General features: G+C 70.4%; 8 protein-coding genes, 1 tRNA gene and 2 pseudogenes. 8 read left to right on the top strand and 3 right to left on the bottom strand.

Annotation, left to right across the window (positions count from 1 at the left end; all coding sequences use genetic code 11):
- Window positions 1-242 precede the first annotated feature (242 nt).
- The 4 genes and pseudogenes from VNR19_RS02170 to VNR19_RS02160 form a co-directional block, all read left to right on the top strand.
- Window positions 243-2,246, top strand: a complete 2,004-nt coding sequence (locus tag VNR19_RS02170; RefSeq protein WP_325723431.1) for a DUF262 domain-containing protein — start codon at window positions 243-245, stop codon at window positions 2,244-2,246.
- A gap of 147 nt (window positions 2,247-2,393) precedes the next feature.
- Window positions 2,394-5,285: a hypothetical protein gene (locus VNR19_RS02165; protein ID WP_325723429.1), complete on the top strand. Its 2,892-nt coding sequence runs from the start codon at window positions 2,394-2,396 to the stop codon at window positions 5,283-5,285.
- 164 nt (window positions 5,286-5,449) lie between these two features.
- Window positions 5,450-6,064, top strand: a pseudogene (locus VNR19_RS17280) (AfsR/SARP family transcriptional regulator); the annotation flags it as partial.
- Between the two features lie 101 nt (window positions 6,065-6,165).
- Window positions 6,166-8,541: pseudogene (locus VNR19_RS02160) on the top strand (ATP-binding protein); the annotation flags it as partial.
- 86 nt (window positions 8,542-8,627) lie between these two features.
- Here VNR19_RS02160 and VNR19_RS02155 read toward each other — a convergent pair.
- Window positions 8,628-8,701, bottom strand: a tRNA-Ile gene (locus VNR19_RS02155).
- A 57-nt stretch (window positions 8,702-8,758) separates the two neighbouring features.
- On the opposite strand from VNR19_RS02155, the gene VNR19_RS02150 reads away from it, so the two are divergent.
- The gene (locus tag VNR19_RS02150; protein WP_325032680.1) at window positions 8,759-9,055 is read left to right on the top strand and encodes a hypothetical protein; all 297 of its coding nucleotides are present in this window, start codon (window positions 8,759-8,761) and stop codon (window positions 9,053-9,055) included.
- Between the two features lies 1 nt (window position 9,056).
- On the opposite strand, the gene VNR19_RS02145 is transcribed toward VNR19_RS02150, so the two are convergent.
- Window positions 9,057-10,133 (bottom strand): DMT family transporter, encoded by a 1,077-nt coding sequence (locus VNR19_RS02145; RefSeq protein WP_325723427.1) that lies wholly within the window; start codon window positions 10,131-10,133, stop codon window positions 9,057-9,059.
- 43 nt (window positions 10,134-10,176) lie between these two features.
- Between VNR19_RS02145 and def the strand changes: the two genes are divergently transcribed.
- Window positions 10,177-10,743 carry a peptide deformylase gene (def, locus tag VNR19_RS02140; protein WP_325032682.1) on the top strand — a complete coding sequence of 189 codons (567 nt, stop codon included), beginning with the start codon at window positions 10,177-10,179 and terminating at the stop codon, window positions 10,741-10,743.
- Between the two features lie 9 nt (window positions 10,744-10,752).
- On the opposite strand, the gene VNR19_RS02135 is transcribed toward def, so the two are convergent.
- The gene (locus VNR19_RS02135; RefSeq protein ID WP_414684111.1) at window positions 10,753-11,406 is read right to left on the bottom strand and encodes a GyrI-like domain-containing protein; all 654 of its coding nucleotides are present in this window, start codon (window positions 11,404-11,406) and stop codon (window positions 10,753-10,755) included.
- A gap of 136 nt (window positions 11,407-11,542) precedes the next feature.
- On the opposite strand from VNR19_RS02135, the gene VNR19_RS02130 reads away from it, so the two are divergent.
- Both VNR19_RS02130 and VNR19_RS02125 read left to right on the top strand, forming a co-directional pair.
- A complete protein-coding gene (locus VNR19_RS02130; protein WP_325032684.1) occupies window positions 11,543-12,529 on the top strand; it encodes a GlxA family transcriptional regulator in 987 nt (328 codons plus the stop codon).
- A gap of 122 nt (window positions 12,530-12,651) precedes the next feature.
- Window positions 12,652-12,819: alpha/beta fold hydrolase (locus tag VNR19_RS02125; RefSeq protein ID WP_325723433.1), on the top strand; the 168-nt coding region annotated here is incomplete at its 3' end.

Below are 12,819 nucleotides of genomic sequence, written 5' to 3'. Positions count from 1 at the left end.
ATCGTGGGGTGCGACGGTCATCGTCGTGGTTCCTTTCGAGATGGATGTGAAGAGTTCTCTCGAAGGATCACGCGGTGACCGTCGCTACGTCCGCAGCGACACGGTCACCCGATCCGTACACCACGCTATTGGACGCAACCTGCCGGACCACCGGTCGACGCGGTCGACTAGAGTGAAGTGCGGCGTGTCCGGCCGCTCTTCGCGCCCGCGCCACCGAGCACTTCGAGGGAGCAATCCGGGCGATGGTCAATGCCACGAATGTCGACGCGACCGCGGTGAACACCATCGGATGGCTGTCGGCAGGCGACTGGCGAATCGTCGTGCCGGTCTACCAGCGCCAGTATCGGTGGGACATCGGCGGATGCGAGCAGCTGCTGTCCGACATCCGCGCCGTCGCCGACTTCGACGACCGGCACATGCACTTCATCGGCTCGATCCTGTCGTCGATCAGCTCCCATGACGGGTCGCGAGACCTCGTGCTCATCGACGGGCAGCAGCGCATCACGACGCTCATGCTCCTGGTGGCCGCGCTCCACCACACTGTCCGCGACGACGATCCCGAGCTCGCGGCGCAGCTCGAGCGCGTGATCGTGCGGCCGGAATCGGGTGAGACCAAGCTGCGGCCTCACTCTGCGTGGGCCGACGTGTTCGAGAGCGTCGTCCTCGACCGCCGCGCTGCCGAGGACGCGACGCGCGAGTCGCGCTTCGACGACAACTACGCCTTCTTCCGCAGCCAGATCAGCGCCGACGAGGCCCCGAGGATCTGGCGCGGACTCCAGAAGCTGGAGCACGTCGCGATCACGCTCGGCGCCGGTGCCAACGCGCAGCAGATCTTCGAGAGCCTCAACTCGACGGGCGAGCCGCTGCGCGACCACGAGCTCATCCACAACTACGTGCTCATGGGACTCACCCACGCCGAGCAGCGCGAGATCGAGAGCGAGTACTGGCTGCCGATCGAGCGCAACACAGGCGAGTCCATCGCCGCGTTCTGGCGGCAGTACCTGGTCATGAAGACGGGCCGCGAGGTGATCGTCACGGGCGGTCGCGGCGTCTACGACACGTTCCGCCACGTGTTCCCGCGACTCGACCTCGAAAGCCTGCGTCGACACGCAGCCGAGTGGCGCGAGTACTCCGAGGTGTATCGCGTGCTCCTCGACCCGGAACAGGCGACGGATGCCGCGGTGGCCCGCCAGCTCGCCTACCTCAACACGTTCGGCAGCGGCATGTACCCGCTCGTCATGCGCGCGTACCGAGACCACCTCCACGGCGAGATCTCGACGGACGACCTCACCCGCACCCTCGAGCACGTGCAGTCGCTGCTGATGCGCCGCGCGGTCGTCGGCGTCGGCAACGACCGACTCGTCGCACGCCTCTGCCGTGCGCGCGAGGAGGGCTCCGAGGCGCTGCGTGCGGCGATCGCGCGCATCATGCCGTCCGACGAGCGTGTCCGCGCGGCGCTCAAGTACGCCGAGCTCCCCCACCCCGCGTACGTCCTCGGACGCCTGTCGGGCGTCGATGACACCTCCGGCCTCGAGGTCGCGCACGTGTTCCCACCCGCCCCGTCCGACACCTGGACCGGCGACGGCACCCGCGAGTGGGCCGACTACACCGAGGACGAGCAGAACAGCCATCGCGCGCTCGCGCAGACGCTCGGAAACCTCGCACTCCTCGAGGAAGACCTCGCCATCCGCGCGTTCGACCAGTCGTTCCCCGCGAACAAGGGCGTGTTCGCGCGCAGCGCCGTCCCGACGACAGCCGAGCTCGCCGAGATCGACGCGTGGAACACCGCGGCGATCACCGCGCGGTCCGCACGCCTCGCGGAGCGCTTCGTCGAAGTGTGGGGGCGCCCCGCCGTCCGGCTCATCGACGACGACGGCCTCACCCCGATCCTCGACGCGGTGCACCGGCGCGGCTGGCCCCGCGGCTGGGAGCGCGAGTGGGACTACGTCGAGTACCGCGGCGAGCACTGGGAAGTGCACGACGTCAAGTACCTCTTCAACCGCATCTTCAAGCGCCTGTGGGCCGATTCGCGCGAGGCCGTCGTCTCATACTGCGCGCGTCGCGGCGGCCCCGTGTACGGCGCGAAGTCGTGGAACGGCCAGTGGGACCGCCTCGACGACGACCACTACCTCTACATGGGGTGGGATTCCAGCTACATGCTCACCGCCGTGCAGGGCGTGCTCGAAGAGGCCGGCATCGCACCCGAGGTCTTCGTGAAGTACTCGTACATCGGCAACGCGATGTGACGATCCGACGGATGCGGCCCGTCACCGGTCGAGGGCGCAACCGTCCGTCCAGAGGATCCTGTAGGACACACGGAACGGCCGCCTCCGCGAGCATCTCTTGACGCCGGGCCGCCGCCCCGCCACGATGATCGCAATCCTGGGGGCGACATGGGGACCGACAACCCGCACCTTGCAAAGGTGCTGCGGCGACTTGCGGTCGCGGCTGCGGCGGCCGTTGCTGTCGGCGGGGTCGCGGTCTGGCAGGCGGCGACGGCCGACCACCCCGACGCGAGCGCCGTCCGAACCGCGTGTTCGGTCGCGGCGGCGACGTTGGAGGATCCGAGCCGAGATGCTGCCGAAGAGGCCGTCAGAGTCCTGGCGGCCGCAGGAGTCGCCGGACCCGATGCCGACACGGGCGGGCCCGGATGCGACGACGTCTGGCGGGCGGCCGGGGCACGAGCCGCAGGGCTGACGTACAGCCTTCTCGAGCCCGCGTGCGTCGAGGCGACCACGGCCCTGCGCGACGCCGATGGCCGGCGGGCGATGGACGCCTTCGCGAACGCGGGGGTCACGGCAGAGAACGCGCGGTGGCTGCCGGAGCGCTGCCGTGCGACCTGGCTCATATCGGTGGCGACGCAGGACGCCACCGAGTCGGATCCGGTCGACGCGGAGACGGCGACTGCGGCGTGTGCGCTCGCGAACCGCCAGCTTGCGCGCGGCGACGAAACGGATGCCCTGGCGACGCTCACGGCCGTCGGCGGCGCGAGCGCGGCCGAGGCCGGCACGTGCGCGCCGACGTGGAACCTCGTGTCGGCGCTCGCCCCGCCCGCATCCGACGAGACCGGTCCCGAGCAGGTCGGAGGCTGGTGGGACGACTTCGTCGAGAACTTCGCAGCACCGCTCGCCGCGTTCGGACTCGCCGTCCTCGGAACTCTCCTCGCACTGTTCGTCGTCTCGCGTCTGTTCGTCGAGCTTCCTCGCGTGCGCGATCTCGCCTCGAGTCGAGCATCGCGGCGCACCGCTGCACTCGCGGGGATCGTCTCGATCCTCGTCGCGGCCGCCGGAGGAGGCGCCACGGCGATCGCGGTCGGTCGAGGCGATCTGAGCGGCTGGTGGGTGGTCGTGCTCTTCGCTGCGATCGCCCTCATGGGGCTTCTCGGAGCCGGTGCACTCGCGTGCGCCATCGCGACGCTTCGCAGGATCAGCATCACCGTGACTCCGGTCGACGACGTGGCACTGGGCGAGACGGACGTGGTCCGGGCGCTCCGCGCGCTCGCGGTCGAGACCGGTCCGATGGAGCTGCAGAGTTCGCCGATCCTCGCCGACGTCGACAGCGCCCTCACGAAGCTCTCCGACAACAAGGTCGTCGCGGCCGCGCAGGCGGTGACCCTGTTCCTGGTGGGCATCAAGCCATGGCGCGCCGACATCAAGGTCCGTTCCGACCGCGAGGTCACCCTCACGCTCGATCGGAACGGAAGGAACAGCTGGATGGGCGCCGTGGCGACGGACGCGCCCCGCTTGGCCCCTCTCGAACCGCTGCCCCCCGGCGCGAAGCATCCGGCCATCCTGGCCGAGTTCATCGCCGCCCACATCCTCGTGCGGCTCTCCCGGGCTTATCCGCACGAGATGAAGCCGGGCCTGAACGGGGCCACCACGGCGGTGTCCGTCGCGATCCAGCGCGTCGTGCTCCGATGGTTCGCCGATCCCTCCACCGCTTCTCAGGCGATCGCCCTCCTCGCCTTCGCGATCGATCGCGACCCGGAGAACGCGCTCGCGGCGGCGACGCTGCAACGCATCCGATATCGCGACAGCCACGATGTCGACGATCTCGTGCGCTTGGCCATGTGGCTCAACGAAGCGCTCATACGAGGCGAAGGGGAGCAAGCCCCTGCGCCGGAAGCACAGCCGGCGACCCGAGGCGGCGGAGCGCCATCGGAACCTGCTCCGCCCAGACCCTCGGCCATCGCCGAGCGCAGTGGCCGTGGCCAGGAGGGCGACGCAAGCGGGGTCGCAGACCTCGAGTTCCCGGGCGGAGACCTGCCCACCATCGCCGCACCGCGGGAGAGCCGCTTCGCGCGCAGTCTTCTCGTCTCGCAGGCGGTGTCGGCGCGCAATCTCGTCGCACTGGTGCTCGCCGCCGCACCGACGGAGGGACCGGATGACTACCCCGAGCCGCCGCCGATAGCGGAGCGACCGCCCGTTCTCACCCTGTCGCGTGCGCGCGAGGACGCCCGCCGCGCGGATGCACGTGCGCGAGCGTCCCTGTCGTCCGCCAAGGCGCACCTCGCACACGTCAGACGGATCGCCGAGCGACTCCGCCAGGAGGTCTCGCCGCAGCTGACGGCGGCGGTCGAGGCGACGCGCCGTGTGGCCGAGAGCGCGCAGCAGACCGCGGATGCCGCGCAGAGTGCGCTCGCCGCCGAGAGCCGCGACCGGTGCATCGAGTTCGCCGAGACGGCGGCCGCTCGCGCGAAAGCCGCCCACGAGAACGAGCGCCAGGTCGCCGCCGCGTTCAGCGAACTGCGCGCCGAGCTGACACGGCGTTCGCGTCCTGCGGCCGAGAAGGTGGTGTCCGCTGCACTCGCACGCCTCTCAGCCGCGGGTGCCGAGGTCGTGCCGACCGACGGCGACCCCGCGGAGCGCGCGACCGGGATACGCCTCAAGATCGAGTGGGCGGCCCTCGCGCGGGCTCGCCTCGTGCTCAAGGGCTCTCCCCCGTCGATCTCACCGGCCGAGGCCGTCGAGGCGGCGCTTCCCGATCCGTCCGATCGCGCTTTCGCCGGCTCGCGCGCCGCGCTCGCCTACGGCATGGCCTGCTACCTCGTGCGGTGGTGCGACGCCCCGTTCGGCGACCGCGCCGTGACGTCGCTGTTCGATGTCGCCCTCGCCGTGAGCACCTACCGGAAGGGCATCGCGCGCGACGCCGAGCTGATCTCCGCGAGTGACCATGCCGGATACCTCGATCTGGTCCGGCGCGCGGAGCGGATCTCGGAGGCGGTCGCAGCGCCCGTCCCCGCGGTTCCCGCCATGGCGAGATCAGACGTCACCGCACCAGCGTGAGGCCCCGGCGACGTCTGCAGCCGTGGGGCCGCGTGGGAACGGACCTCACGGTCCGCATCCTTGATCGCATCCGGCCCGAACGCGATACTGATGGGCGTTCCGCTGGGGAGCTGGGGGCTCGAGTGTCCGACATCCGCATCACGCTGCTGGGCGGCTTCGACGTGATGATCGACGGCCGTCCGACCGGCGCGGGATCGCTCACCCGACGTCATGCCTCGGGTCTGATCAAGCTGCTCGCACTGACGCCGGGTCGACGGATGCACCGCGAGCGAGTCCTCGACGCGCTGTGGCCCGACGAGCACGTCGATCAGGCGCTGCCGAAGCTGCACAAGGCCGCGCACTTCGCGCGTCAGGCGATCGGCGAGGCGGACTCGATCGTCCTGCGAGACGATCACGTCGCCCTGTTCCCCGGCTTCGATGTCGCGATCGACGCCGTCCGATTCGAGGAGCTGGCGCGTCGCGCGCTCGAAGCAGAAGACGCCGCCCTCGCAGCGGAAGCCGCCGACGCGTACTCCGGTGAGCTGTTGCCCGGCGACCGATTCGAGGACTGGGCGATCGACGCGCACGAGCGACTCGCCGCGATGCGGGCCGATGTCCTCGCGCTGGCCGAGCGCTGGACCGACCTCGTGGCGGTCGCTCCGACCGACGAGCGCGCCCACGTCGCCCTCATGCGCGAACAGCTGGCACGGGGTGACCGGCACGCCGCACTTCGCCAGTTCGAGCGTCTCGAGCGGGCGCTGCAACGAGAGCTGGGTGTCGCTCCGAGCGACACCGCCGTGCGCCTTCGCGACCGAGCTCTGGCTGCAGTCCCGCCCGCGCCGCCCAGTCCGCGGGGCGTGGTCGAACGCGCCGCCGAGCTCGCCGCGGCACCGCAGCCCTCGAGGGCGCGGCGAACGGCGAAGCACGCCCCGTCGTCGTCGTGGGGCCGGCGGGGATCGGCAAGACGGCGCTCCTCGACGCGATCCGTTCGGCGGCGTTCGATCGGGGGATGCGCGTCGCGACGGGTTCGGCGTCCCGCGTCGCGGGCGCGTGGCCCTACGCGGCGATCGTCGAGGCCTTCGGCCGGATCATCCGAGCACGTCCGGATCTGCTCGAAGAGATCCCGTCCGTGTGCCGCGACGAGCTCGACCGCGCTCTCACGGGTCAGATGGCGGGAACATGGTCGGGCGAGATCGGACAGCACCGGTTCTTCGTCGCCGCGGCGGAGCTGCTCCGCGCCGCCGCACAGCCGGCCCTCGTGCTGATTATCGACGACCTCGAGGACGCGGATGAGGCGACGCTGCGCCTCCTGCACCACCTCGTGCGCACCCTCGCCGATGAGCCCGTCGTGTTCGCGCTCGGGGTCGATGAGACGGCCGCACCCGCCGTGCTCGAGTTCCTCGAGACGCTCGAGCTTCGCGCGGGTGCGCTGCGACTCGATCTCGCCCCGCTCGGTGACGTCGAGATCAGGAGGATCGTCCAGCAGGTGCTGCCTGATGCGTCACCCGGCGTCGTCGACGAGGTCATCGCGCAGTCCCACGGCGTTCCCGCGATCGCTGTCGAGCTCGCCCGTCGCCTGACAAGGGCGCCGGGCGCGCGTCCGCGGGAGCTCACGATCCTGAGCGGCGTCCCCGCGGAGACCCGCACGCTCCTGCAACGGGCGGCCGTGCTCGGCATGACGTTCGACACCGACGACTTCGTCGCAATAGCCGGACTCCCCGAGGCGGAGGCCTTCGCCCACCTGGATGCCGCGCTCGAATCCGGCGCGGTCGAGTACGCCGACGCGACCTATCGATTCCGGCACGCGATCGTGCGAGACGCCCTGCTTCGCGGGATCCCGCCTCACCGGCTCCGGACGATCCACCGCGAGATCGCCGACCGCCTCGTCGGCGCGAACGAGTCGCCCGCCCGCATCGGCCACCACCTCCTGGAAGCGGGCGACGAAGAATCAGCCGTGCCGCACCTGCTCCGCGCGGCCGAGACCGAAGCCACCGTCGGCGCCTATCGCGACGCGCTGCGACTCGTCGAACGCGCGCTCCCCTTCGCCTTGGGTGCGGAGCGGACTCGGCTGCTGCAACTGCGTGCGGACCTCCTCCTCGCGACCGGTGATCCGGATGCGGTGGCGGCCTACAGGACCGCCCTCGCGGCCTCCGACGATGCCGACGCACCGCGCGTGCGCGCTCGGCTCTCGCGCGCAGCGCTCATGGCGGGCGACGCCGAGACCGCGGCGGCTGCGCTGCACGGTGTGCCGGTCACCGAGGACGACGTGGGCACCGAGGTGCTGCTCGCCCAGGGCAACCTCGCGTTCTTCGTGTCGGATTGGGAGCGGGCTCCCGAGATCGCTGAGGCCGCCCGCGTGCGCGTGCTCGCCGGCGAGCACAACTGGCAGGTACTCGACCTCGTCGCGCTGCAGGGGCTGCTCGCACATCGTCGGGGCGAGTGGTTCGACCGCATCCGTGTCGAGCTCCGCAATCACGCCGAGCGACCCGAGGTCGCGAACTCGCTCTTCGACGGCTACCTGTGCGCAGCCGAGTACCTGCTCTACGGACCGACCCCGTACAGCGACGTCATCGACCTCGCGCGCGATCTGCAGCGCACCGCCGAGAGATCGGGCGCGCTGCGCGCGGCAGCCTTCGCTCGGGCGCTCATCGGAGAGGCCGCGCTGCTGTGCGGGGAGCTCGACCTCGCCGAGCGCGAACTCGATGCCGCCGCCGAGTCGCACGCGGCGATCGGGTCGCCGGCGGGAGAGGCTCACGCGCTGCAGCGCCTCGCGGAAGTGCGCCTCGCGCGCGGCGACGCCGCATCAGCGCGCGAGCTCCTCGAGCGTGCCGTGCCCCTCGCCCGGTGGTCGGTGATCGCGAATCACCTGCTGCAGCGCATCTACGGCACCATGATCGAAGCGGCTCCGGATGCCGCATCCGCCGTCGCCGTCGTCGACCGGGCCGAGAGCACACTGGGCCTCGACGATCGATGCCAGTTCTGCGACATCATGCTCGCGGTGCCCGCGATGGTCGCGTGCGCGCAGGCGGGCGACCTCGAGCGCGCGGAGAGCTACCGCGCCATCGCCGCGAGTTCGGCCGAGCTGTGGGAAGGCACGTCGTGGGCCGCGGAGCTCGAGGAGGCCACCGCGCGCGTCGCGATCGCGGTGGGCGAGGATGGTGCGGCATCCGCCCTCGAACGCGCGATCAACGGGTTCGAGCGCGCCGGGCAGCCGCAAGACGCTGCCCGCTGCCGCGCTCTTCTCGACGAGGTGCGCGGCCTTCCGTCCCGAACCTGACGTCGGGGTGGTCCGGCCGGATCCCTCCCGGGCGGGCTGCGCGTAGCGCTGGGAGGCGCCGCCCTCGCGGACGGCGCCTTCATACGTGGGGCGGGTGGGACTTGAACCCACGATCGTCGGGTTATGAGCCCGCTGCCTTGACCAGCTTGGCCACCGCCCCTCGGCCAACGAGCCTACCGCCCGGCGGGCCGCGACCCGCGCGTGCGAGAATCGCGGCGTGGACGCCGTCGGATGGATCGTGCTCGCGAGCGTGGTGGTCGTCGCCGTCGTGCTCGTCGCGATCGCTCCCCGCCTGAAGCGCGAGAATCTGCGCCGTCAGCTCGACGGCGGAGGCGGCTCACTCGCCGGCATCGGCGGGGGCCTCGACGCCGTGTGGCGACCGTCCGCCGAGGAAGCGCACGCGCAATGGGAGGCTCAGGTCGAGCTGCCGGCCCCCGCGCCGGCACCGGGTGACGGGGATCTCGACGGCGGCACCATCGTGATCGCCATCGACCGTCCGGTCGGGCAGGACTGACCTACGTGGTGTCTTCGGGGTCGCGCACGGGTGGCTCCGGCCACACCTTCGCGACCGCCTCCGTGACACGCACCGAGCCCGTGGTGGGGTGCACCGAGTCGAGCGACCCGGAGCTCCCCCGCTGGATCGGCAGTTCTTGACTGTCACTGATCACCTGCGGATGGTAGCGCGACAGCTGGAACACGCCCCACACCGCGAGCGCGCCGGCCACGGCGAATCCGAAGTACGCCCAGAGCGGCGCATGGGCCGCCTCGTTGAGCACGATCAGGCCGATGAGGATCGCGACGATGGGGTCGATGACCGTGAGCCCCGCGATGACGAGGTCGGGCGGCCCCGACGAGTACGCGGTCTGCACGAAGTAGGCCCCCATCGCCGCCGCTGCGATCAGCGCCACAAGCGACGTGACCGTCAGCCATTCGAAGTCGCCGGTCTGGATGCGGCTGATGACCACCTTCGCGAGCGTCGCGACGAACCCGTAGAGCACGCCCGCGCCGACGATGTAGAACAGCGCGCGCATCCGATGTCGCAGCCACAGCCACAGGGCCGTGAAGGCGATCACGACACCGAGCAGAAGGAGCAGGATCGTGATCACCTGGCCGCTGGTCACTCGCTCCTCGGTCGCGAACAAGGCGGCGATCGTCACGAAGATGAAGATGCCGCCGGTGCACGAAGAGATCGCCATCAGCGAGCGCTTCGTGGGGCGATGACCGCTGATGCGCGCGTTCAGGAGCGTCGTGATCACGAGCGCGATCGCGCCGAGCGGCTGGACGACGATGAGCGGCGCGAACGAGAGGGCGGCGAGCTGGCACACGATCGCGAGGCCGAGCATGATCGTGCCGATGACCCACGACGGACGCGACAGCAGACGCAGCAGCTGCTTCGACGTGAGGCCCTGCGTCGCCGCCGAGCCGCTCAGACGCTCGACCTTGAGCACTCCGCGGTGTTGATACTGCGCGCCGAACGACATGAAGACCGCCCCGAGCAGCGCCAGCGGGATGCCGATCAGCAGCCCGGGGTTGCGGAAGACACCGAGAAGCGTGTCCCCCACGCTCTCGAGTCCGACGTCGCCCACGAGCACCCTCCGACACTACCCCGACCCCTCGCGCGGCTAGGCTCTTGGCGTGGCCGTTCTCCCGATCCGCATCATGGGCGATCCCGTCCTGCACGCTCCCGCAGCACCCGTCGAAGAGATCACCGACGAGATCCGCACACTGGTCGCCGACATGTTCGAGACCATGGATGCCGCTCCGGGCGTCGGCCTCGCCGCCCCGCAGGTCGGGGTCGGTCTCCGTATCTACACGTACTCGTATCCCGACGACGAGGGCAACCCGTGGCGCGGAGTCATCATCAACCCCGAGCTGTGGATGCACCCTCTCGAGCCCGGGGAGCCGGACCCCGACGAGGAGTCGGAGGGCTGCCTGTCGTTCCCCGGCGAGCGGTTCCCGCTGCGTCGATCGGATCGGGTGCTCGTGACAGGCATCGACCTCGACGGCGAGCCTGTCCGCATCGAGGTCGACGGCTGGCGCGCGCGCATCATGCAGCACGAGTTCGACCACCTCGACGGCATCCTCTACATCGACCGCCTCAGCGACAGCGACTGGAAGACGACGCAGAAGATCGCGCGCAAGCGCGGGTGGGGTCGCCCGGGACAGTCGTGGACGCCGGGCGTCGACGACCTCGAGGCCTGACGCGAACGGCTAGACGCGCGCGACCGGCTGCCGCAGGATCGTGCGCAGCTTCGCAGGCTCGACGCGGCGTGCGTCGCTGAGGTAGATCTCGTGGTGGGTGCCGGTCATGCGGAGTCCGTGCGACGGGATGAACTCGTCGTGCATGCGGGCGAGCACCGGCCCCTCGTCGTCGTACGAGCCGATGTGCAGCGTCTGCACGCACAGCCCCTCATCGAGCGTCTCCACTCGCAGCCGGTCGAACAGCGGCACCTCGGCCGACTGCTGCTTCGCGCGTGACACGAGCTCATCGTCGATGCCGTCGGGGACCAGGATCATCGCCGTCCACGTCCACCGCGACTTGTCGCGCGCGGTGGTGAAGGCCGTCTTGTCGGCAGCGTCCCACAGCGCCTCGAGCGGCGGCACGACGTAGTCGCGGTCGTGCTCCCGCTTGCTCAGGAACTTCAGCCTGTACGCCACAGGGAACAGAGTCGCGAGGGCATCGCGATACTCGGCCGACGTGTTCGGATCGCCCGTCCCATCGATCATGAGGTACCGCAGCGGCGGCACCTCGACGAGGTCGAACACGCCCTTGCGCGCGCGGTACGACGGCAGCTCCTTCTTCGGATCGAACTTCGCCACGTCCCAAGCCTGGCGCACACCGCCGACACGGTGACAGCGCCGCATACGCGTGCGAAGAGGCAGCGGGCGCGGCATCCGGGCATTACGTGCGCCCGGGCGCGCATGCCAGGATGGCGTCAGCGCACCGAGAAGGGCAGTGGAGAGGCCGCCCGGTCCACTCGTGAGCGAGGGAGATCCACCAATGCGCAGATCCGTCGTCTTCGTCCTCTTCGACGGGGTCAAGCTGATCGACGTGTCCGGACCGGCGGAGGTGTTCTCCGAAGCCGCCCGCTTCGGAGCCGAGTACGACCTGATCTACACGTCATCGGCCGAGGACAGCGTCCGGACCTCCGCGGGCACTCGGCTCGCGGTGGACACCCTGCTCGACGATGTCGATTACGCCGACACGGTGATCGTCACGGGCGGCGACGGACTCGTCTCGAAACCCATCCCGCCCCGGCTCGTCGACGCCATCCGCAGGGTGCGCGCACGCAGCCGGCGCATGGTGTCGATCTGCACGGGGTCGTTCCTGCTCGCGGCCGCCGGGATCCTCTCCGGGCGTCGCGCGACGACGCACTGGCGTTACGCGAACCAGCTCGCGCGCCTGTATCCCGACATCACGGTGCTTCCCGACGCGCTGTTCGTCGAGGACGACTCCGTGTACACGTCGGCGGGCGGCACGGCCGGCATCGACCTCTCCCTCGCCCTCGTCGAGCAGGACCACAGCGCCGACCTCGCGCGGAGCATCGCACGTCACCTCGTGATGTTCATGCAGCGCCCTGCCGGGCAATCGCAGTACTCCGCTCCCCTGTCGATCAACCCGCCCCAGAGCTCCGTCGTCCGCAAGGCGATCGACGCCGTCTCCGCGAACCCGAGTCAGCGGCACAGCATCGCCTCGCTCGCGTCGGCGGTCGGAGTCAGCGCACGCCACCTCACGCGTCTGTTCAGCTCGGAGCTCGGGGTGACGCCCGCGCAGTTCGTCCAGCGCGTGCGGATCGACCATGCGAAGTCGCTGCTGGACTCCGGGCACGACGTGACGCGGACCGCGCACGAGTCCGGCTTCGGAAGCTACGAGAGCATGCGCCGCGCGTTCGTCAACGTCGTAGGAGTCTCGCCGAGCGTCTACCGCTCGCGCTTCCTCACGACGAAGCGCGGCGGAGACGTGCGGCCCCTGCCCACCGCCGTCTGAGGGCCGGGTTGCCGACAACGTGTCCGAATCTGTGGGCTGAGCGTCCCGTGATCGCGTAGTCCGCGTCGCGATTCCGCGCGAGCGTGGGGGCATAGCGATATCCCGACCGAAAGGAAACGTCTATGCCCACCGTCACCACCCCCGACGGAGTCGAGATCTTCTACAAGGACTGGGGTTCGGGTCAGCCGATCATGTTCCACCACGGCTGGCCGCTCAGCTCCGACGACTGGGACGCTCAGCTCCAGTTCTTCCTGCAGCACGGCTACCGCGTCATCGCGCACGATCGCCGC

This window comes from Microbacterium sp., from assembly GCF_035556355.1.
GTDB lineage: Bacteria > Actinomycetota > Actinomycetes > Actinomycetales > Microbacteriaceae > Microbacterium.
The sequence above is the reverse complement of the archived record's forward strand: the minus strand, read 5'-3'. Positions and strand labels throughout refer to the sequence as shown.